The organism is Microcoleus sp. N9_B4 (assembly GCF_036701635.1).
Lineage (GTDB): Bacteria > Cyanobacteriota > Cyanobacteriia > Cyanobacteriales > Microcoleaceae > Microcoleus.
The window spans coordinates 44,711-65,116 of record NZ_JAUBRC010000036.1; the positions used below are offsets into that span (position 1 = coordinate 44,711).

18 protein-coding genes are annotated in these 20,406 nt (G+C 45.3%); 6 read left to right on the forward strand and 12 right to left on the reverse strand.

The window, feature by feature from the left end:
* Positions 1 to 22: 22 nt before the first annotated feature.
* The gene (locus QUA43_RS22020) at positions 23 to 673 is read right to left on the reverse strand and encodes a glutathione S-transferase family protein (RefSeq protein WP_333376494.1); all 651 of its coding nucleotides are present in this window, start codon (positions 671 to 673) and stop codon (positions 23 to 25) included.
* 658 nt (positions 674 to 1,331) lie between these two features.
* On the opposite strand from QUA43_RS22020, the gene hisG reads away from it, so the two are divergent.
* Positions 1,332 to 1,976, forward strand: a complete 645-nt coding sequence (hisG, locus tag QUA43_RS22025; protein ID WP_333076539.1) for an ATP phosphoribosyltransferase — start codon at positions 1,332 to 1,334, stop codon at positions 1,974 to 1,976.
* A 157-nt stretch (positions 1,977 to 2,133) separates the two neighbouring features.
* On the opposite strand, the gene QUA43_RS22030 is transcribed toward hisG, so the two are convergent.
* The 3 genes from QUA43_RS22030 to QUA43_RS22040 form a co-directional block, all read right to left on the reverse strand.
* Complete coding sequence (locus QUA43_RS22030; protein ID WP_333376496.1) at positions 2,134 to 3,594, reverse strand: response regulator; 1,461 nt, start codon at positions 3,592 to 3,594, stop codon at positions 2,134 to 2,136.
* A gap of 226 nt (positions 3,595 to 3,820) precedes the next feature.
* Complete coding sequence (locus QUA43_RS22035; RefSeq protein ID WP_333376498.1) at positions 3,821 to 6,034, reverse strand: ATP-binding protein; 2,214 nt, start codon at positions 6,032 to 6,034, stop codon at positions 3,821 to 3,823.
* Between the two features lie 842 nt (positions 6,035 to 6,876).
* Positions 6,877 to 7,590: a DUF1997 domain-containing protein gene (locus QUA43_RS22040; protein WP_333376500.1), complete on the reverse strand. Its 714-nt coding sequence runs from the start codon at positions 7,588 to 7,590 to the stop codon at positions 6,877 to 6,879.
* A gap of 117 nt (positions 7,591 to 7,707) precedes the next feature.
* Here QUA43_RS22040 and QUA43_RS22045 point away from each other — a divergent pair, with 117 nt between their 5' ends.
* Together QUA43_RS22045 and QUA43_RS22050 are read left to right on the forward strand one after the other, a co-directional pair.
* On the forward strand, positions 7,708 to 8,367 hold the full coding sequence (locus tag QUA43_RS22045; RefSeq protein WP_333376502.1) for an NAD(P)H-binding protein: 660 nt from the start codon (positions 7,708 to 7,710) through the stop codon (positions 8,365 to 8,367).
* Between the two features lie 424 nt (positions 8,368 to 8,791).
* Positions 8,792 to 10,078: a glycoside hydrolase family protein gene (locus tag QUA43_RS22050; protein ID WP_333376504.1), complete on the forward strand. Its 1,287-nt coding sequence runs from the start codon at positions 8,792 to 8,794 to the stop codon at positions 10,076 to 10,078.
* A gap of 294 nt (positions 10,079 to 10,372) precedes the next feature.
* Here the strand turns inward: QUA43_RS22050 and QUA43_RS22055 are convergent, their stop codons facing one another.
* The gene (locus tag QUA43_RS22055) at positions 10,373 to 10,765 is read right to left on the reverse strand and encodes a hypothetical protein (RefSeq protein ID WP_333376506.1); all 393 of its coding nucleotides are present in this window, start codon (positions 10,763 to 10,765) and stop codon (positions 10,373 to 10,375) included.
* Between the two features lie 267 nt (positions 10,766 to 11,032).
* Between QUA43_RS22055 and QUA43_RS22060 the strand changes: the two genes are divergently transcribed.
* The gene (locus tag QUA43_RS22060; RefSeq protein ID WP_333376508.1) at positions 11,033 to 11,233 is read left to right on the forward strand and encodes a hypothetical protein; all 201 of its coding nucleotides are present in this window, start codon (positions 11,033 to 11,035) and stop codon (positions 11,231 to 11,233) included.
* Positions 11,234 to 11,487: 254 nt separating this feature from the next.
* Here QUA43_RS22060 and QUA43_RS22065 read toward each other — a convergent pair whose 3' ends face one another.
* Positions 11,488 to 11,736 (reverse strand): hypothetical protein, encoded by a 249-nt coding sequence (locus tag QUA43_RS22065; RefSeq protein ID WP_333376509.1) that lies wholly within the window; start codon positions 11,734 to 11,736, stop codon positions 11,488 to 11,490.
* A gap of 175 nt (positions 11,737 to 11,911) precedes the next feature.
* Positions 11,912 to 12,256 (reverse strand): hypothetical protein, encoded by a 345-nt coding sequence (locus QUA43_RS22070; protein WP_015174589.1) that lies wholly within the window; start codon positions 12,254 to 12,256, stop codon positions 11,912 to 11,914.
* Between the two features lie 207 nt (positions 12,257 to 12,463).
* Here QUA43_RS22070 and QUA43_RS22075 point away from each other — a divergent pair, with 207 nt between their 5' ends.
* On the forward strand, positions 12,464 to 13,972 hold the full coding sequence (locus tag QUA43_RS22075) for an SGNH/GDSL hydrolase family protein (protein ID WP_333376511.1): 1,509 nt from the start codon (positions 12,464 to 12,466) through the stop codon (positions 13,970 to 13,972).
* A gap of 307 nt (positions 13,973 to 14,279) precedes the next feature.
* Here the strand turns inward: QUA43_RS22075 and QUA43_RS22080 are convergent, their stop codons facing one another.
* The 5 genes from QUA43_RS22080 to QUA43_RS22100 form a co-directional block, all read right to left on the reverse strand.
* Entirely contained in the window at positions 14,280 to 15,092 is an 813-nt protein-coding gene (locus QUA43_RS22080; RefSeq protein ID WP_333376513.1) for an MlaE family lipid ABC transporter permease subunit, read from the reverse strand.
* Between the two features lie 216 nt (positions 15,093 to 15,308).
* Complete coding sequence (locus QUA43_RS22085; RefSeq protein WP_333376515.1) at positions 15,309 to 16,343, reverse strand: patatin-like phospholipase family protein; 1,035 nt, start codon at positions 16,341 to 16,343, stop codon at positions 15,309 to 15,311.
* 93 nt (positions 16,344 to 16,436) lie between these two features.
* A complete protein-coding gene (gene mtnB / locus QUA43_RS22090) occupies positions 16,437 to 17,057 on the reverse strand; it encodes a methylthioribulose 1-phosphate dehydratase (RefSeq protein WP_333376517.1) in 621 nt (206 codons plus the stop codon).
* Between the two features lie 248 nt (positions 17,058 to 17,305).
* A complete protein-coding gene (locus tag QUA43_RS22095) occupies positions 17,306 to 17,974 on the reverse strand; it encodes an HAD-IB family phosphatase (RefSeq protein ID WP_333376538.1) in 669 nt (222 codons plus the stop codon).
* 124 nt (positions 17,975 to 18,098) lie between these two features.
* Positions 18,099 to 18,902, reverse strand: a complete 804-nt coding sequence (locus QUA43_RS22100; RefSeq protein ID WP_333376519.1) for a Crp/Fnr family transcriptional regulator — start codon at positions 18,900 to 18,902, stop codon at positions 18,099 to 18,101.
* A 355-nt stretch (positions 18,903 to 19,257) separates the two neighbouring features.
* Between QUA43_RS22100 and QUA43_RS22105 the strand changes: the two genes are divergently transcribed.
* Positions 19,258 to 20,238 (forward strand): DALR anticodon-binding domain-containing protein, encoded by a 981-nt coding sequence (locus QUA43_RS22105; RefSeq protein WP_333376521.1) that lies wholly within the window; start codon positions 19,258 to 19,260, stop codon positions 20,236 to 20,238.
* The last annotated feature ends 168 nt before the right edge of the window (positions 20,239 to 20,406 follow it).

The window sequence follows — 20,406 nt, forward strand, 5'->3', positions numbered from 1 at the left end:
AGGTTAAGTAAACTGATTTTGGCTAGATTTTAATTTGTGGAATACTTTCTGTTTCGCTGCAAGCTGCTGCTAGCCATTCCTGGATGGCAGGCAAGGCCAAAATCGCATCCGCATAAGCTTTTGCTACTGAATCTAATTTGACTCCGTAGGTGACAAAACGCATGACAACGGGGGCAAACATAGCGTCAACAACTGTGAATTTGCCGAACAGCATATCGCCACCTGTTCCGAATTTTTGGCGGCATTGACGCCAAATGGTAAAGATGCGATCGATCTCTGCTTGTACACCGGGAGTCATCCCTTCTCCCGGATAGCGGTTGCGGCAGTCCATCGGCATATTTTCGCGCAAATTTTGGAACCCCGCGTGCATTTCGACGCAGATGGAACGGGCGATCGCCCGTTCCGCTACATCTGTCGGCCACAAATCATTTGCAAAGCGATCGGCAACGTATTCGCAAATTGCTAAAGATTCCCACACTTTCAAGTCGCCGTCGATTAAAACTGGCACTTTTCCCGAGGGAGAATAGCGCCGAATTTCTTCATGGGTTGTCGGCCAGTCTAAGGGGATTCTCACCTCGGAAAATTCCAGTCCAGCTTGTTTCATCGCCAGCCAAGCGCGCAGCGACCAAGAGGAATAATTTTTGTTGCCGATTACCAGAGTCAATTTGGTCATAATGTAGCTGTTAGCTATTTCCGATCGCCCGTGCAATTTTAAGTTTTAGAGTTGAATACACAAAGCCGTGACACACAATGGCGATCAGGCGATCGGCCCGTTTTCTGCACCAGCCTCTGCAAGCATTTTACCAAAAAATTGGGTCTAAAGCCCCGTCTTTCTAGGACGACTTTTTATTCTTGGTCGTGATAATATTGTAATGTGGCTAGGGTATTCAACCACATTAAAAACCCAGTCGCCGGAAGGCAACGCACCTTGAAAACTGAAGTTATGGGCTTGGGCGCAGAAAAGCTTGCGCGGGTAAAAACTTCGAGCAACAAGTACCAGAGAAACCAGTATTTTTGGTTTTGAATTGTACCGTGGGGCACACGGGAACAAGACTCTGCAATGAGTCGAAAGCTTGAGGACAGAACCATCTCTGGTAAGTACAGGAAGCTGTACTTATTAAGTGGAGTGAATGATACAAGAATCTCTGCCCTTCTAGGGCGGAGAGTTGTCAATAAATATAATATATACCCAAACAAAGGATCGAGCAATACCCGAAATTTATTTTTCCCTAGGAACTCTATGTGTTATTCTGAGTTGGGTAAAAGCTGTTTATGCTTAGGCCGCGCTCTCCCCCTTCCCAAATTAAGAAATTTACCCTCTAAAAATTGACATGATTACTGTTGCACTTCCCAAAGGCGGATTGTTAGGAGATAGCATTCGGCTGTTTAAATCGGTTGGATTAGACTTCAGTGCTTTTCTCGATTCCTCTAACCGACAACTTCAAATTTATGACCCGACCGGCACTGCCAAAGCTTTGCTAGTAAGGACGCACGACGTACCGGTTTATGTGGAATACGGTCAAGCGGATTTGGGGATTGCTGGCTATGATGTTTTGCGGGAAAAAAAGCCAAAAGTTGCCAATTTAATTGATTTAAAATTTGGCAAATGTCGGCTGTCGGTGGCGGTGAAGGAATCTAGTTCTTATAGACGAACGGTGGATTTGCCTCCTCACGGTAGAGTTGCTTCTAAGTTCGTACACTGTGCAAGGGAATATTTTCACAATTTGAATTTGCCGGTGGAAATTGTGCCGCTTTACGGTTCTGTGGAATTAGGGCCGATTACGGGTATGTCGGAGGCAATTGTGGATTTGGTTTCGACTGGCAAAACTTTGCGAGAAAATGGTTTGGTGGAAATTGATGTTTTGTTTGAAAGTTCAGCTTATTTAATTGGTCATCCTCTGAGTTACCGTTTGAATGCGGGGGGGGTGAATGAGTTGATCGGGAAGTTGAGAGAGCAAGTTTTGACGACTGTTTGATGCTAACTCCAATTACAGTAGACTTATTGCATAAATCTTTCATTGATAGGGAAAGCACAGACGCAACGTAGATGCAATGCAGGATTGTTAGCGACTTTTGCAAGAGGTCTAAACTCTTGTGGGGAGTAGGGGTTGGGCTTATAGCCCGCCCTAAAATTTAAATCGAGCTGCTATTTGCAGGTAGAAAGCCTAGTTTTTCCTGGCAGCGATTTATATAAAAACGGACGACTGTATCAGCAGGGTTTTGTTCGATTAGTTGCTGAAAATATCCCAAGGCTGCGACAAATCTTTCGGATTGCCATCCTTGAATTCCTTTGTCAAATAAACCCTGGGTAAGCTGCTTGGCCTCAGAGTCGGCACAGGAGGCAGCCCAGATTTCGTAAATTTCAATAGCTTGCTGCTTGCCGCGCGGGGTTACTCGATCGATCCAGCGATAGTAATAATTGTTGCTGGGCAAATGGCTGTCAGCAGCAGTCGCCCCAGAAGTAGAAATAATACTCTCCTGTGTTTCCACTTCTAAGTCGCACTTTAATAATAGACTTTCTTTTGAGTGGGAGTTTGAACTTATGCCATTTAAAAATTCTCTCGCACGAACAATGGCATTTTCGCTAACAATAATTTGGCAGCCGTATATTTTAGTTAAATTTTCTAACCGAGAAGCTGTATTTACCACATCGCCTATGACTGTAGAGTCCATGCGACGATCGGAACCTAAAGTGCCGATCATGCCGATACCTGTGTTAATTCCCGTACCAATATTGACGGGAGATTCTAAATTATATTTGTGGCGACTGGCATTAAATTCTTGCAAAGTTTCTTGCATTGCTACTGCGGCTTCGATCGCATTCAGGGCGTGAGAATTGGGCTTGTCAAATACTGCCATGATTGCATCGCCTAGGTATTTGTCAATAAACCCGCCGTGAGACGTTATGCACTCGTTCATTTTAGTAAAAAAAGCGTTCAACCATTCAAAAGTCTCGCGAGCTTGTTGAGATTCGGCGATCGTAGTAAACCCGCGAATGTCGCAAAATAAAACAGTCAGCTCTTCTTCTGTGACATTTCCCAACTGAATAGATTCTATTCCTTGCGGCGCAATTCGTCCCAGAAGTTGCTCTGGCACAAATAGCTGAAATTTTTCTGAAAGATATTCGTTGGCTTCCCAAGCTGCGGCGATTTGGCGTTTGCTTTGCTCTCTGACTTGCTGGTGGAATTGGGAAGATACAGCTTGCGATCGCATTTGACTCAACTGCAAAATATTTTCCACTTTCGCCAGCAACAAACGACTGTTAAAAGGCTTTGTCAAATAATCATCTGCCATCATTTCTAACCCTTTGATGCGAGAGGTATCGTCATCGAGGGCAGTCAAAAAAATCACTGGTACAGTTTGCAATGCCGTATCCTTCCGCAGGCGATCGCACACATCAAAACCGTCCATCTCCGGCATCATAATATCTAATAAAATTAAATCAGGTCGAGAGGCGCGGGCGAGGGAGAGCGCTTCATCGCCAGATAGCGCGGATACTGTGGTGTATCCTTTCATGAGCAATAACTCTTCCAGTAAAATCAGATTAGCTGGCTCGTCATCAACCAACATGATGCAGGGCGACTTGTGTGACATGGAATATGATATAATATATTGAATTTAGCTCTGGAGTTGCGCGTGGGAAAGCTCGAAAACTGGTTGATTCCTATATTTCTCCTTACTAAACTCGATATTTTTGGTAGGAACCGGATTTCGGAGGCAAGTGCGGGCAAGTCATATAGATATTTATCTACTATTGAGTTTAACCTTTCTTGTTATCAATTATCATAAATGGCAGTGCTGGAACTGCAAATAATTATTGTTAGCCAAGAAAAGAACGGACTGTAGCGATCGTCAAATTCAAATCCAGCGGCTTGCTCAAATAACCAGAAGCGCCTGCTTCCAAACATCGATCGCGATCGCCGGGCATCGCCATCGCCGTCACCGCAATCATCGGTACCGAATCCCAGACAGGATCTGCTTTAACTCGGCGCATCAACTCAAAGCCGTCAACATCCGGCAACTGAATGTCCATCAAAATCAAATCCGGCAGCAACTCCGGGGCTGCAGAGGCGGCGAGAATACGATCGGCCATCGCCTTCCCATCCGCGAGTATCTCTACCCCGTACCCCTCCAATTCCATCACCTCAGAAATTAACATTTGGTTAAAAGGCTGGTCTTCGACAACCAAAATCCGCTTGCTGCCAATGGGTAAAGCAATTGCAGAAGCAGGAACTAACTTGGTATCCAAAGCACAAGAAGCAAAGTTTCCCAACTGTTGACGCATCTCCGTCAAAGGCAGCCAAACGCGGAAAAGACTTCCCCGATCGCAAACAGATTGAAAAGAAACAGTTCCCCCGTGCAATTCTGCCAAACGCTTAGTCAAAGCCAAACCCAAACCTGTACCTTCGTGCCGCCGAGTCAGGGAAGAATCCACCTGTTGAAAAGGTCGAAATAACAAGTGCCAGCGGTCTTGAGGAATGCCGATGCCGGAGTCTTTCACCTCAAAACAAAAATAAGGAGTGCTGGCATTCACAGGAGAACAATCCGGCCGGTAGTCGCCGTCTATTTCACTGCCGTAGGCCAGACGCCCGCTGAGTTTAACTTGTCCCTGTTCGGGGGTAAATTTGATGGCATTGGAAAGTAAATTAATTACAATTTGTCGCACTCGCCGTTCGTCGAGCAAAACTTTAGTAATGCGGTAGTCGAGTTCTAAAGACAAACCAATTCGCTTTTTGTCTGCCCGTGGCTGCATCATTTTCAGACAGTCTGTCGCGAGTTCTTGAACGCGAACAGGCTGTAAGTTTAGTTCTACTTTCCCGGCTTCAATTTTAGAAAGATCGAGAATATCGTTGATTAGCTGCAACAAGTGCTGGCCACTTTTTTCGATCAGTTCTACATAGTTGATTTGTCGATCGCTCAACTGTCCGGCCGTTTGTCGCAGCAGCAAGTCAGAAAAGCCGAGAATGCTGTTGAGAGGCGTCCGCAATTCGTGGGACATTGATGCTAAAAACTCAGATTTCAACTGAGAAGAATACTCTAATTGTTCGTTAACTTGGCGCAGGTTTTCTTGTGTCTGAGCCCGCTCGATCGCAGCCCCCAAAGTCCGGCAAGCAGCCTCCAGCACTTCTTGGTTGAGGGCGGTTTGCAGTTTTTTGACGTTGCGAGACTCCAGCGTCAGTACGCCAATAATTGTGCCGTTGGTAGCTGCGATCGGAAAAATGCCCAGTTGTCCAATTCCCGGATGCCGAAATTCTGGCACGGCATTGGGATGTTGGGCATAATCCTCTACGAACAAAGGTTTACCAGTTTTCACCACTTCCCACAGCAAACCGATGCCGTAGGGAATGCCTTGATCGAGCAATTCTTGCATTCCTGCGACTACGGGTTCCCCGTAAGTAGCCAAAAATTGACTAGAAACTTGGTTGCAAATCCCCGACGCTTGCCGGTCGTTTCCCTTGCCGTTAATCACCTTGACATCTCCGAAAGCTGCATTCATTGCCTCTACTAGATAGGTGAGGGCAAACTGACCTATTTCTTGCAAACTGTCAGATTTTTGCAGGCGTTCGGTTAAACCTAAAAGAAATCTCAGCCGCCTGACTTCTGCGTTCAAGCTAGCTTGGGAGTTTTGGTATACCGTAACGTCTCGAAACGTAAACAGCCGTCCGCCGCTGTTGGTAATCGTGGCGCACACCTCCAAACAAACCGCATTGGATTGCTCGAAATAAAATGATAAACTTTCATGCTGAGATTTTTCGAGTGCTTGCTGAAACTCTTGCCACTGCTGAAGGGACAAGTAACCCCGATCGACAATTTCCGCAAACAGCAAGTGGCACTTCGGCTTTGTTTCCAGCCATTCTGGGGACAGTCCCCAGATTCCCGCCAATTTTTTGTTAAACAAAACTAAGCAATCAGACGAGTCGAACAGAGCGATCGCATTGTCTACTTGATTGAGAATCAGTTCTTGGTCTGCCCTCAACTGGTGCAAGTCTCTCTCCATTTTCTCTGTGTGTGTAGCTCTTAGTTTCGTTGTCATAACTTTCTACGGATATGGCAAGAGTTATTTTATAACCCCTTACTTAAGGTGACATAATTTTAGGTTTTTGGGCAGTGAGGGCGATCGATCGGTTTTGTGATCTGAGACACTTGCTAGTTTCCGAGGGCGATCGGAACCCGCTTTGAACTGCGTCGGTTACACTGCTTAATCATGAGGCAATAAGGAGAGAAAGCATTATGACAGAAGCACAATCTTTTAATAACAATGCTCTCGAAGTTGATGGTTCTGACTTGAAACTATTGTGTCCAACCCTGTGCTAAATTGACCCATAATAAAAACTAATTCCGGTGATAAGAAATCAGCATATAGCAATCGTAAATCATTTGTGAATTTCTTACGGACTCCCAGCGGGTTCGGGGAGGATTTGGGTGGGGTAAAAAATTTACGACTCCTGCAAGGATTGCTCTATGTCAAATGCAATCATGACCTTACCCTTAAATTTTATTAGCAATAACTTGGTTATTTGTATTAACTGCTCAAGCAAGTGTTGGATTCAAAAACATAGGCATAAGGCTCGCACGGATCACCCGGAGACAGTGATATCAGTTTCAAAAAAGCAACTGTAGGCTCGTGATCCCAAGCCATAGATAATAACTTATTCGCAGTAATTGAACCTAAAATTCTGCGACTGAGCGCTCACGCCGAAGTCTAACTTATGAGTAAGGTGTGCAGTGCACGCCCTACAAATGTGAGTTAAGCTAATCCGCATTTAAATTGCAGAGTAAAATAAATCTTTACTCTTGTGGGGAGTAGGGGTTGGGCAGGATATCCCGCACTTAACATACAATTTAAATGCAGTACAGCTTAGAGCGTAAGTATTGTTAATGTTTCTTAGGATTTTTCGGAAAAGGAATGCCCAAACTTTCGTGAAAAACAAGCTGAGTTTTATAAGTCAAGCGCCGGTTAACTTGTTTGATAATTTTTTCCAAAAGCGCATCGCCGGTTTTTTCTATTAAAGGTTGAGACATCGATCGAATAAACTTGGGAAAGCAAACTCCCACAGCCAAATCCAGCTTCCATGTAGCGCTGGTAATCGCAGGCGGCAGCTTAGCACGTTCCGAGCTCGGCCAATCGGCGGCAAACTCCTGAGACGGTATCTCCACTAGCTTCATAGCCGATCGAAAATCCACTTCATACCCAGGCGAGGTATAATTCGGAACCGGAATAGTCTTAATCAAATAGCAGCCTTCAGCGTCAGGCGGCAGCAACTCTAAACCAATTCTCGCTTCAACGCGGTAGCCGAAAGCCCCAAAACGCCCGATTAATAAATCATAGCCGTTTTCCCCGATCGGCTCGGCCTTCATCGGCGAAGCGCACTGGCAAAACCAAGTCTTGTGGTTGTTCAAATGCTGCGCCACCGTCTCCGCATCGGCGTACATCTCCATGCTGTCTTCAAAATGCGTGTGAAACCAAATCGGCTCAACTTCCTCTCCTGCATCCGCGCTTCCACTTTCGGGCTGTCGGAAACTCGCATCTGGGTAGTAATTTTCCTCAGAAGCTTCAAGAGTTTGATATTCAGCGGAATCCTGCTTCATCGTATGCTCTCCTGGTATACACGCCAATCGGGTTGGGGATGTGTTAAGGGAGTTTCCTCCCTACAATTGAGAAATTGATAGTAACAAAACTTACCCTAGTTCAGCATAACTCGACATATGAAAGCATTTGTAGCAGGAGCCACAGGTCAGACTGGCCGCCGCATCGTCGCAGAATTGGTCAAGCGAGGTATTCCCGTGCGCGCCTTAGTCCGAAATCTAGACACAGCTAGACAAATTTTACCACCGGAGGCTGAGTTAGTGACTGGGGATGTATTAAATGCGACTTCTCTGGGCGATGCCATCGGCGATAGTACGGTATTGCTGTGCGCGACAGGGGCGACCCCTGGTTTTGACCCGACAGCGCCTTACAAGGTGGATTTTGAAGGTACTAAAAATTTGGTGGATGCAGCTAAGGCTAAGGGCATTGAGCATTTTGTGCTTGTGACTTCTCTGTGCGTCTCTGAGTTTTTTCACCCGCTGAATTTGTTTTGGCTGATTTTGGTTTGGAAAAAGCAAGCCGAGGAGTATTTGCAAAAAAGCGGCTTGACTTATACGATCGTCCGTCCGGGCGGTCTCAAAAATGAGGATAATTCAGATGCGATCGTCATGACTGGTGCGGACAAAATGTTTGAGAGCAGCATTTCCCGCACCAAGGTAGCCCAAGTGTGCGTGGAGGCGCTGTTTCAGCCGACTTCGCGCAACAAGGTTGTGGAAATTGTGGCGAAGTCGGAGGCTCCGCAAAAGAGTTTTGAGGAGTTGTTTGCCAGTGTGATTTGATTGAATTAGGCTCGCTTGGGTTCGGTGTGTCAGACCAAAAACACTTTGATTTGGATCTGATATCAAATCCGTTAGCATCGGAATAGTAAATTCGAGTTCACTGTTGACTGTTGACGGTTGACGGTTCACTCTCAACAGTCAACCGTCAACAGTCAACATCATTCCGGTGTAACCGGAAATGATATGAGATGTTGCACCATTGTCAAGAACAGGCTTTCCGGCCTGTTCCACAAAAAGTGGATTTTATTGTGGGGAGTAGGGGTTGGGCATCCTGCCCGCCCAAAAAAGGCTGATCGAGAATGGTGCAAGATGTGATTTGGGTCAAAGATTTGGGCTGACGCACCCTACAACAATTTTCCGATCGCCAAATCTGGCAAAATCTTAATAGTTTTACGATTCGCCTTTGAAATTTCCCTCTCTCAGCATGAAAACTCTCAAGTGGCCAGCTTGGTTCCCCTATCCGATTTCGTGGTTAAGGGCATTTGCTCTCGCTCAGAGTTTTAGTTTTGTCCTTCGCAGGGGCATTCCTTTTGTCAGCGACGATATCGGCTTTCTGACTCTACTGCTGGCGGCTTGGCTGATTCAGTTGCCTGTGTTTTTTGTTTGTCACTTTTTAGCAGTCAAAATCTTAAATCCCTTACTAATTATGCTGCCGGGGCGCTTTCGCGTTGCGCGCAAGTTCAAGCGCAGGCACACTGGCATTCGATCGCACTTGCGAGAAGGCTTGAATGCTGTTGTAGTGATTTTTTTTGCATTCAATCTGTCGCTGTTGGTGCAACTTGCGATTTTTTATTGGCCCGCGCGATCGATCGATCCGGCTCAGTTACTAACAGGAATATCTACTCTGACAAATGTTGCCGTAGCCGGTGAATTAGATTTCTGGCTGATTAAATTGGCTGGGGTTTTATCGAGTCTAACGCTGGTAGCCGCGCCGCTATATCAATACGATTTTCGGGTGCGCCGGATGCGGGCGGCTCGAAAATTAGCCGAAATTTCGGAAATGGAAATGAGTTGGCTAGAAGCTGAGAAATTCGGCCGTCGCCAAAGAGGTTTGCTGAGGCGATCGGAGATTCAAATCCTCGGATTTATACTTTTAATCGGCGCTGTGATTGGCGGCGGTGTTTTTTTGGTTGACAGTTTGCGGGGAAATCAGCAGTTATCGCAGTCGGTAAGCGGGGTGGGAAAATTCCCGCCGCTGGCTATTAAAACGGGCGATCCTTACATTCGGGCCCTGATGCGAACTATTTCTGCTAGCGAGTCGAATGTTTCTCGGCCTTATCACGTGGTTTACGGTGGCAAATATATATTAGATTTGAGCAGGCATCCTGACTGGTGCGTGAAGATTGTTAATGGCCCGAATCGGGGCAAGTGTACTACGGCAGCGGGCAGGTATCAATTTCTGACTACGACTTGGAAGGAGAAGGCTAAGCGCTATCAGGCGCGTCGTGCTAATTTTTTATTCTGGGAAGATTACAGTTTTGAACCAGAAGATCAGGATGCTGTGGTTTATGCTTGGTTGAGCGATCGCAAGTTTTGGAAAGCTGATATTTCTGAGATGTTGCGGCAGGAAAGATTAACGGACGTGTTGCGGATGCTTTCGGGAACTTGGACGAGTTTGGGATATGGAATTGAGAACAATTCTATGAGTTCTCGTTTGCCGAAAGTCTACCGGGAAATGCTGCGGGAAGAATTGGAAAATGCTGGTTCTTAGGGAGTTAAATGTTGGCTGTTGACCGTTGACTGTTGACTGTTGACTGTTGACTGTTAACTGTTGACTGTTGACTGTTAACGAATGTTATTGGTTATTAACAAGCCAAAGCGATTAAGAAATAACCACTAACAAGTAACGAATAATATCGTTTCCGGTTGCATCGGAATCATAAAATCGAGTCAACAGTTAACACTCAAATATTCAGTTTTTCGACACATCCTTCTACAGTCAACAGTCAACAGTCAACAGTCAACAGTCAACAATCACATGACGGTGTAACCGGAATTGATATAACTAATCCTTCAATTTAGGTAAAAATGCGGTCAAACATTTGTACAATTCTAATCCCGGCCCTGCTTGCAGGGGATAAAGCCTGTCGAAATTAATGGGGTTTCCCGGTGCTAATTTCCACTCGTTTTCCTGTGCTGTTTTTGGGGAAATTTCGATCGCTACCGTGATGTTAATAATGTTGTTGTGCTGGGGGATGCCCCGGAAGCAGTAACTTTTGCCCGTGCGTTTGTCGGAATCGCTGCCGGTGATGTATCTGTCTTGTTTGCGAAATTGGATTTCTCGAAAAGGTCGATCGATCGCAAAGGAGTCTCGGTAGCGGTAGTCTCCGTCGCGCAAGCTTTCGACAGTCGGCCTGATTTGACTTATAACTGCTGCTGGACTAAGAGTTAGCATCATTGATCCGCGTTCCTCCTGTGAAATCGGTGATTTTTGTTGCTGGTGTCTGTGTCACTGTGGGCGATCGGCTGAAACAAACGCGCGCCGTGTAACAAATTAATAAAAGCCCTTAAGCAGTTTAAGTTGATCCCTAGCTATCGTGAATAATTATTTCACGGTTTCATCTCTGTTACCTATCTGAGTAATAATAGAAACATACAGCAAGCCGTAAGTAATTTTACGGGCGCATATTTAAGGATTAATTGACGATACTGCGAGGATACTGCTATGTTGTGCGTGACGCGAGAAACAAAAAATTTAGGGCGGCTTGAAACCGAAAATTCCCAACGGCGAGGCTCTTTCACCTCTGCGTCTAAAAGTACCCGTATTCTGCGATCGCGAGTTTACAAAGATGAGGCTTTGGTGTCGGCCACGCTAGCGGGACTGCCAGCTCTTTTGGCATCCCTGGAAAGCTTTCGCGAGCAGTAGAGCTTGGTATTTTCTATTGCTATATATGGCGCGTGGATGTTTGTGATAGCGGCTGCAAACCGAGCAAGGGCTGTTTTGATTGCACCTAAACTTCTCCTCGATTTGAGTAGAGTTTTGCTGTACTGAACTATTGCAGGACTCAGAAACCTGGTTGTTTATACACAAACATTTTTACAGCCCTTTGTTATGGTATGAAAAATGGTATAAAAACCAGGTTTCTTGGTATGTGTCCGTAAGTCTTGTGTTAACAAAATTTATTTGTCAGTGTCATCGGGTGCGATCGATGTTTCTACCTCTTGGGAGGAACGGCTTAACATAGAGTCGTGCAGGTGTTCGTTGTGCTGCCTTTCTTGAGCCATTAATTCTCTGGCTTTTTCTTCAGCAATTCCCTCGCCAGGTGTTTCTAGCTCGTGGGAGGAACGGTTGAGCATAGAGTCGTGCAAGTGTTCGCTATGCTGCCTTTCTCGTGCAATTAGTTGTCTAGCTTTTTCTTCGGCGTTCATGAGTAGTATCTCCAAGTGTTTGTGAGAACTGATTCTTATATAAAGATGCCACAATCCGAGGGTAAATGTAGCAAGATTAACATAAAATTTTACAAATAATTGTATGTAAAAAAAATGTAGAAAAAAAATTGAGTTTGCTGGCGGTGGGTATCGGGATCGGTGGTTGCCGAGCTAATTATTGCCAGACGCCGGAAAAGATATTCTTGACTGCGATCGCAATTCGATTTAAGTCTTCCTTCAGCAGCGGTGGCCAAGAAACTCCTCTGCGGAGTCCAGCTTCAAATTGCTGCAAACCTTCTACTGACAGTAAATGTAGTGCCGAGATTAATTGTCGATCGAGCATTGGAGATTCTTGCAGGCCTTCAAACAATATTTTTAAAGCTAATAAAATCGATGTCACCTGTCCGGGTACGGGCGGTTGACCTTGTTTGAGACGCATCAGGAAGGCGTCGGGATTTTTCTTGGTTTCCAGGGCGGTTCCTTGGTCGATCAGAAAACTGCGGGCTGTTTTGTAATCCATTTGACGTGCGATCGATCTCCTACAATTAATTAGGTGGCATTATATCACTTTTTGGCTCGCTCAATTTGGTAATATATTTCCATACAGCCTAAACTACAGCTACTGGTGAGGTGCGCCCATAAGCACGCTACAGCTACTGATTAGAGGCCTAGCATTCATCCCACAGTCGCTTTGAGCGAAGTGAAACGGACAGGGAAAAATAAAACAATGGCAAAACACCCAGGAAATAGCAGAAAATCCAAGATTTATCGCTACTTGTGGCTGCTTTTTTTGTGTCTGAGCTTTCTGTTAGTTCCGCTCATCAAAAAAATAGTAGCCTCTACGCCATTTCCCCCACCCGCTCCTATAGAAAATAATGCTAGTTTTGGAGCTAGGATTCAAAGGACGATGGGGTTACTTGCTGCTAGCACTCCAACAGACCGCCGCCAAGTGCGTATCCTATTTTACGGTCAATCCATCACAGAACAAGATTGGTGGCAAGATGTAGTAAAGGACTTGAAACAGCGATTTCCAAATGCAGATTTGATTGTGGAAAATCGGGCAATCGGAGGATTTGCAGCACCGATTTTAATCCGCCCCAGCGAACATGATTTGTATCCTTTTTATCCAGACTTGCTAATTTTTCACGTCTACGGAGGCGGTGAAGATTACGAAGCGATAATTGCCAATATCCGCAGCCGCACTGCTAGCGAAATACTCTTGCATTCAGACCATCTTGACTGGATGCCGACAGGCAACAGCGACGATCCAAATTCACTCAAAAGATACGAATGGCACAACACTCATTCTACTCAATGGCTGCCGGAGTTGGCAGATAAATACGGCTGTGAAATCGCGGAAATTCGCGAACCTTGGCGCAGGTATTTGAAAGACAATCGCTTGCAGCCACAACAGCTATTGAGCGACAGCGTTCACCTCAACGATTGGGGAAACTTTCTCCTAGCTGCTCTGATAAAACCGCATCTGCGATACAAGCCAAATTCTTCTCAACCGCCGCAGGATTTAGTGAAAACTTATACGGTTGGCAGCGATGTTAAGTGGCAAGATGGCAAGTTGGTTTTAGAATTTGAAGGAAATAGAATAGATGCGATCGCCGATAAAACCTTCAACGGCAAGGCAATTTCTGCTAAAATTACGATCGACGGCAAAAAACCCTCAGAATTTCCTGAACTTTACAGCATCACCAGACCTAGCCTTAGCCTTGGCGTCCGTTGGCCTGCAATCATCCAAGTATCCAGCCAAAAACCGCTAATCGTCGAAGATTGGAAAGCCATAATTACTGAGATTAACAGCGACGCCAGCCAGTTTAAATTTGACGTTGTAGGTTCTAAAACAGGTTACGACGGCAGCGGTACAAACGACGAAATGTTTGTCTCAAACTCTGGCCGCGTCGTGATTGAACCGAGAAACTGGTGGCTAAAAAATTCTTATGAAGACTCTAAAAAACCGACGCCTAAAGGCTTTGAAATTTCCTGGCAGGTGCAACCAATGTTTGTTGATTCATACGTTCCTCCACAAATTGCAGATTCAAGCCGCGAGTATTCTACAACATTGGCTCAGAATTTGAGCAACTCCAAACACACCCTCGAAATCGTCCCCGAAACAGATGGGAAAGTGCCTATTGAGGCAATTCGAGTGTATCGTCCTCCTTTCTCCAATCTACCATCTAAAGTTGAGAGTTTTAAACCGCTGATATCTGCGGATGAACACGGATGAACGCTGATAAAATTGCATCAGCGTTTATTTGCGTTAATCTGCAGTTTAAAAAATCTTCATGTTGATTTTATAGCAATGGCCTTGGCGGCGTAGGGCGTTGATGATTGTTCAAATCATTAATATTTAAGCATCTTGACAAGCGAATTTCTTGATGGTACCCGCCACGTGATTTATCCATGGAATCAATCCAAAATCTAAAATCTAAAATCCTCAAGCCCCCGCATTTATCCGTGGGGTCAATCCAAAATCTAAAATCTAAAATCTAAAATCGAATGACTCCTGACTACTGCTATAATCGCCAAGATTATCAACTTTTCAGCATCCTCAACTCATGAAATATCAACAACGATAAAAAGAAATCCGCCACAAAAATCAACACCCAAGAAGTTACCACCGCCGCCGTGGCAGCTTGGCCTACTCCTTTCCCTCCGCCCACCGTAGTCAATCCCCAACCGCAACCGACAAGGGCAATTATCAACCCAAAAATAAAACTTTTAATCACCACAGTTACTAAATCCCCAGGCCCCAAAAAAGTCCGCACCGATTCCAAAAATACCGACGGTTCCAAATTATAAAAATTAACCGCTACAAACAGCCCCCCCAAAATCCCCACCGCTACCGCAAAAATTGTTAAAATCGGCAGCATGATGCAGCAAGCTATCACCCTCGGCACTACTAAATAATCAACCGGATTTGTTCTTAACATATACAGGGCGTCTATTTGTTCCGTCACCTGCATTTCTCCTATCTCCGCCGCAAAGGCCGAACCTACTTGTCCCGCCACCACGCCCGCCGTTAAAAGTGGTGCTAATTCGCCACAAAATGCCACAGCAAACGCACCTCCCATCGCCCCAAGCGCCCCAAAGCGTACCAATTCTCTAGCTGATTGAAATGTAAAAATCATGCCGCCAAAAAAGGCTATTAGCAGCACGGAACGGAAAGAATCCAGGCCTACTGTTACTAAATGTTCCATGATTTTGCGGCGGTCAATTTTGCCTTGGAGTATGCGTAGCAGCACTTGGCCGCCCAGGAACAACGTCACTAAAAACCGCTGAAACCACCTGTTATGGAAGGTTTCATCTAAATGTCGATCGCGCTTTTCTTGGTATTTTTTAACCAATTACTGACGGCTCGCGATTAATTGCAAACAGGGCGAAGCATTGCTAAATAGAGATTTTCGCAATTGTACAGCAATTATTGCACGATTTGTCAACATATATTTTTTGTCTCTGATCCCTGCGGTTGGTGGGTTAGGCGCGGTTTAAGATTTATTTATTGGTGACTTAACTTAATCGCCGCGCCCAACCCACCCTACAATATGAGTAAAACTCTAGGACTACTCAGCAAGTAATAAATCGATAAACTTATCCAAATCTTCATTATTCTTTTCGGCTTGCTCTTTGCCAATTCTCAGCAGAGCTGATATTTTCTCTTCCGAGGCATCATCAATCTGCAGCGGTTGTTCGTGGCTCAAATCGGGACTAATTCTCAAATATTGATTCGGTCTTTCAACCGCATCATAAATTTGGATGAGTTGATAATTTACAGTTTCCGCAACTCCCGTCATCATGATATTAATTAAAGGCTCAACCCACTCAATTTGACCCCAATTTTTTACTTTTTCGTAGGGGTATTTTTTCTGAGCTTCTCCGGTTCCCAAGGATAAAATTACCATATCTTTTGCTGTCGGGCCTTTGTCGGGGCGCTCGTCAGGAATTCTGAATTTATTTCTAACTTCAGCATAGGCACAAAGTGCCGGATTATTTGCGAAGACTCCCCCGTCAATTAAAGCATAGCATTCATTGCTAAAAGAGTAGAGTTTAGCAACCTCAAAATAAGAGGGAGCTGCCGATGTTGCTCTGGCGATATCTCTAATAAAGTAGTCTTTTGCTGGATATTGTTGAGCATCTATTTGATCGAAAAAGTGAGCTTTTCTCCTTTCTATGTCGTAACTGGAAATCAAACAAGGTTTTAGCAGTTCGCTGAGTTTGCAATCTCTAAAATGTTCCCAAAATAATTTCTCTAAGGGATCGCTGGGATATTTCTCATCTCTCAAACCATCTAGAGATCTGACTTTTTGCCAAAATGAAGTCTGAAAAACGTCGCGGCCGCTCTTAATCGAAAAATTAACAGCGTCTTGGGCTGCCCACCGAGGCCTGCTGGGATTTTCGGCATCGGGGCACAAATAGATGCAAGTTAAAATTCCTCCCGCACTCGTGCCCGCGATTAAATCAAAATAGTCAGCTATTCTCGCATCTGGGTTGCCACTTTTTTGTTGCAGCTTTGACTCAACGCTAACTAAAATTTGCGCGGGAATAATTCCTCTAATTCCGCCTCCATCTATGGATAAAATCCGGGTATATTTAGCCATAACTGTTGTCTATTCTGGACGTTTGCTCGTTTCCTAATTTCAAATCCCTAAGCCTCGGAATTCATGCACCGCTCAATCTCTACTCTCAAATCTTCAATCTAAATTTAATTGGCGGGCTGCGATCGTATAGCGAAAAATGTATTCTACAATTTCTACGTAATTGTAGGCAGCGGCGGGCGAGTCTGCCCAGACTGTGATGCCGTGATCGCGAATTAACAAAGCGGGTACAGAGGGCGCACAAATGGCAAAGAATTCGCAAATTTCCTTGGCTATCTTAGGGACTTCTAAATAATTTGTAAAGAGGGGTATCGACACTTGCGGGTTTTCCTCCCACACCCCCAAACCTTTCACCATTTCGATCGCCGGTAAAGGCACTGTATCTCCTGCGGTTAGCCGAGAAACTAAATTTGCCTCAATGGAGTGGACGTGATAGCAAGCTTTAGCGTTGGGAAAACAATTGTAAACGGCTAAATGAATGCTGGTTTCGGCAGAAGGGCGGCTGTCGGCAACAGGTTGCTCGACAATTGCGCCGTCTAAGTTCATTCTGATAAAATCTTGTTCAGTTAACTGCCCTTTCGCGCGGCCACTAGCAGTAATCCAAAAACTGCCATCGGGTAAGCGGGCTGAAAGATTGCCAGCAGTCCCAACCATCCAACCGCGATCGTAAAAATGTTTGGCTGCTGCAATTAAATCTGATCTTAAATCGCCACTCATTCTTTACAAATCCTCAGTTTTTAATCTACTTTTTGCGTTAATAGGAATTGCGCTGGCCTATCTAAACGTAGGGTAATCCGTACACACCTTATATCAAATTCGGTAGCATCGGACTTATCTGCACGGGGGCGGGTTTATTATATTGTCTATTATGGGCAATTATTGTTGGTGAACCCGCCCCTACAAAATTTAACATCATACAATACCGACGCAAACGGAATTTATATTACCTGAGAAAGGCTATAGTTTCAATTCCATTTCTGGGACAAATTTTCCAACACATCAAAAAAATTATCCCATTTAGTATAAGGCTTTTGCTGTTCGTCTAGATACTCGGCAAGCCGATCGCGCGCAAACACCGACGAAGCCTGCAAAGCCATATTAAAATCCGTCAGCGAATCTCCAATCGCCACCTGTTCCTCGGCCGGGTGCTGGCCCATCACCCGCACCTTAGACACCAATTCCTCATCTCCTTCAAACTCAGAATTGACTTGCAAGCGAGGGCCACTAGCGTCCACATCCACAGCGTAAATAACGCTCGCCCGGTGTACCAAATCGCCCATTACCGTCTCTACCATAACCCGAAGACCGCCGGAAACGATCGCAAAATCTACCTTTTGCTCGTCCAAAAAATCCAGAAATTCCAACAATCCCGGCCGCATCAGCTTTCCCCTAGAAAATTCCACAATTTCCCCGTAACGTTCCGAGGGAATAGACTCTAGTAACTGCCGGACTCCCGATCGCAAACTCAGCCTTCTAGCGTATATTTCAGGCATCAGTTGAGACGACAGTTCCGGCGCGAAATGCTTGAGCATTGCGACAAACGTTTCTTCAACAGTTATCGTGCCGTCAAAGTCGCAGAATACCACCCGTTGCTGATTGTTCGGGATTGAAGATTTTTGCTTGTCATCGGTCATTGTCAGTCGCACCTTTCGAGAACGGGAAAAGTTTACACAATTCATCGTACACTGTCGAGCGATCGAGCGCGACTGCCCAAAACTAATAGTGACGCGCTGTTTGTTGGCAATTTCCCGCAGGATTTTATGCAGATTCTTCTAGAGAATCTTCATCATCCAGGGAATCTTCCAGGGAATCTTCCAGGGAATCTTCTACCTCCTCCTTTTGGTTTTTTGTCTTTTGGGGGTTAGACTTAGCCGGCAAACAGATTAAATTATCATCCTCAGTATTAATCAAACCTTTCGATCGCAACTTACCCATCAGCCGCGTCACCGTCACCCGCGTTGAGCCAATTGCGCTGCCAATTTGAGCGTGAGTCAAGGCCCAAGGCAGCCGGTAGCCCCGAACCACATCCGGTTCGTCGTCACCTACGTAAGGTTCGCCGAACTCCTCGATCAACAAAGTGAGAAATCCCAACAGTCGGTCGATCGTCCGGCGCTGTCCCAAAGTGCTCAGCCAGAGAAGTTTCCGCTGGTGCTGGTAGCGAAACGCATCCAAAATTTCTCTACGAAAGTGAGGCCAATTATCCAAGTCATGCCAGTACATCCACACTACGTGAGTTTGATCGGCATGAGCGTAAGCTTGGAGAGTAAACGGAGACTGAGCAACAAGTTCAAAGGGCTGACCTGCGCCGACGAAGCCCAAAAAAGCTTCTTCTGTAGTTTTGTCAGCGGATTTCGACTTGGCCGCCGCAGCGCTAACTTGAGCGCTGCCTACGAGTCGCACAGAACCTTTCTGGACTAAATACAGCAGTCCGGGTCTTGCGGGAATCCGCTCGTCTTTGCTAAAAGTCCGGCAGCGGTAGTGTTCCTGGGCCCAGTCGATAATTCGCTGCCAAGTGATAAAAGGTCGATCGATAGTCTCTAGAGGTGTGGAAGTTGATTGCATAAGTGAGACTCTGGGATATATTTAATAGTGAGAAAAACAGCTTCTGCCAGCAGTGCGATACAAAGTGAGACAACCAACCCCCGATCGAGCTTGCACGCTTCTTAACTATGCTGACTTTTCTGTGTTTTACCGAAAGATTCAATGTAGCAAAAAATACATCAAAATGGTATAGTTCAGCAAAAAATTTGTCGTAAATTATTGTATAGTTAGCAAACAAATCGCTAGAAAGCCGATTAATTCGATGTAGCCCCGCTTGGGCGAGCCGATCGACTATCTCTGACATCAGCAGTTTAACGTACAACAACAGTGCAAGTGGTAACAGTCGATCGTTGCTATTACGGTAGAATCAGCCGATATGGATACAGCAAATATCTCCCAGTGCCCGGAAGTTACAGTGAAGTGTTTCTTGCTTTCAAGGTTCCAAAGGGCGATCGCCCAGCAAGAGGCACTAGGGAAAATTCCATTAAATCTCATAGGTGGCACCATTCTCAAGAACGGGCAAGATGCCTGTTCCACAAGAGATGAATTTTCTTGTGGAACAGGCATCTTGCCTGTTCCTAAACAAGTAATTGAGAATGGTGCAATATTTCCGTTAAATCGGAGTAAAGATAGCGCGCGGGTGCTGTACGTGTCTGCGATCGCCCTGAAATTGGCTAAAACTTGGCAGCAGACACCGCAGACAATCGCGACCGAGTTGGCAGAAACTCTCGAACCCCTGTGCTACCCGGATTTCACCGTTAAAGTAGCGCCGGCGGGAATTATTGAGTTGGAGTTGACTGATGCAGGTTTAGCCGTCTGGTTGCAGCGTTTAGCTCAAACGAACCTCCCAGTTTCAGAATCTAGAATATTATCTTCTGTTGTATGTGCCGATCGACTGTTTCCCATTCAGTACAGCCACGCGCGCTGCTGTTCCCTGCTGCGAATGGCCCACCGCGATCGGATAATTGCGATCGCCCAGCCGGATGTCGCTACAGCGCCACAAATTTGGTCGCTGGAGAGTCCAAATCCTATCCCTTGGATTGACGAGGGCGATCGACTGCGGTTAGTGCATCCAGCAGAACGCCGTTTAATATCGCAACTGTTAACAGTGCTAGACAATTTATATCCTAATTTTGAGGTAAAAAACCGCGAACAACCTGTCAATTATTTCAAATTAGCCAATAGTTTGAGCGAAGCATTTCAGATTTTTTACAGCCAGTGCCGAATTTGGGGGAAAGTTAAAATAGAACAGCCAAAACTCGCCCAAGCTCGATTAGGTTTAATATTAGCAAGTCAATCTTTACTGCGATTTATCCTAGAAAATTTGTTGAACGCTATTGCTCCTTTAGAACTTTAATTTTTTCAGTATAAAAATCAATAATTAACATAAAATAAAGTATTTTACTGTATTTTGGCGCTGGTTTAGGACAAGTTTAGTTTTTGAAATCGCAGTGATAAATAAGTTATTTTGCCAGCTTAAACCAATTTCCAACAAATCGCGAGAACCCGTTACTCTTTGGCAGAT

What these genes read in the sequence shown, in the direction of transcription:
- QUA43_RS22075 (WP_333376511.1), top strand. Translation starts at nt 12,464, where the DNA reads ATGGCAAAACACCCAGGAAATAGCAGAAAATCCAAGATTTATCGCTAC.
- QUA43_RS22100 (WP_333376519.1), bottom strand. Translation starts at nt 18,902, where the DNA reads ATGCAATCAACTTCCACACCTCTAGAGACTATCGATCGACCTTTTATC.
- QUA43_RS22065 (WP_333376509.1), bottom strand. Translation starts at nt 11,736, where the DNA reads ATGAACGCCGAAGAAAAAGCTAGACAACTAATTGCACGAGAAAGGCAG.
- QUA43_RS22060 (WP_333376508.1), top strand. Translation starts at nt 11,033, where the DNA reads ATGTTGTGCGTGACGCGAGAAACAAAAAATTTAGGGCGGCTTGAAACC.
- QUA43_RS22040 (WP_333376500.1), bottom strand. Translation starts at nt 7,590, where the DNA reads ATGAAGCAGGATTCCGCTGAATATCAAACTCTTGAAGCTTCTGAGGAA.
- QUA43_RS22035 (WP_333376498.1), bottom strand. Translation starts at nt 6,034, where the DNA reads ATGACAACGAAACTAAGAGCTACACACACAGAGAAAATGGAGAGAGAC.
- QUA43_RS22055 (WP_333376506.1), bottom strand. Translation starts at nt 10,765, where the DNA reads ATGATGCTAACTCTTAGTCCAGCAGCAGTTATAAGTCAAATCAGGCCG.
- QUA43_RS22045 (WP_333376502.1), top strand. Translation starts at nt 7,708, where the DNA reads ATGAAAGCATTTGTAGCAGGAGCCACAGGTCAGACTGGCCGCCGCATC.
- QUA43_RS22070 (WP_015174589.1), bottom strand. Translation starts at nt 12,256, where the DNA reads ATGGATTACAAAACAGCCCGCAGTTTTCTGATCGACCAAGGAACCGCC.
- QUA43_RS22095 (WP_333376538.1), bottom strand. Translation starts at nt 17,974, where the DNA reads ATGACCGATGACAAGCAAAAATCTTCAATCCCGAACAATCAGCAACGG.
- QUA43_RS22050 (WP_333376504.1), top strand. Translation starts at nt 8,792, where the DNA reads ATGAAAACTCTCAAGTGGCCAGCTTGGTTCCCCTATCCGATTTCGTGG.
- QUA43_RS22030 (WP_333376496.1), bottom strand. Translation starts at nt 3,594, where the DNA reads ATGTCACACAAGTCGCCCTGCATCATGTTGGTTGATGACGAGCCAGCT.
- QUA43_RS22085 (WP_333376515.1), bottom strand. Translation starts at nt 16,343, where the DNA reads ATGGCTAAATATACCCGGATTTTATCCATAGATGGAGGCGGAATTAGA.
- hisG (WP_333076539.1), top strand. Translation starts at nt 1,332, where the DNA reads ATGATTACTGTTGCACTTCCCAAAGGCGGATTGTTAGGAGATAGCATT.
- QUA43_RS22020 (WP_333376494.1), bottom strand. Translation starts at nt 673, where the DNA reads ATGACCAAATTGACTCTGGTAATCGGCAACAAAAATTATTCCTCTTGG.
- mtnB (WP_333376517.1), bottom strand. Translation starts at nt 17,057, where the DNA reads ATGAGTGGCGATTTAAGATCAGATTTAATTGCAGCAGCCAAACATTTT.
- QUA43_RS22105 (WP_333376521.1), top strand. Translation starts at nt 19,258, where the DNA reads ATGGATACAGCAAATATCTCCCAGTGCCCGGAAGTTACAGTGAAGTGT.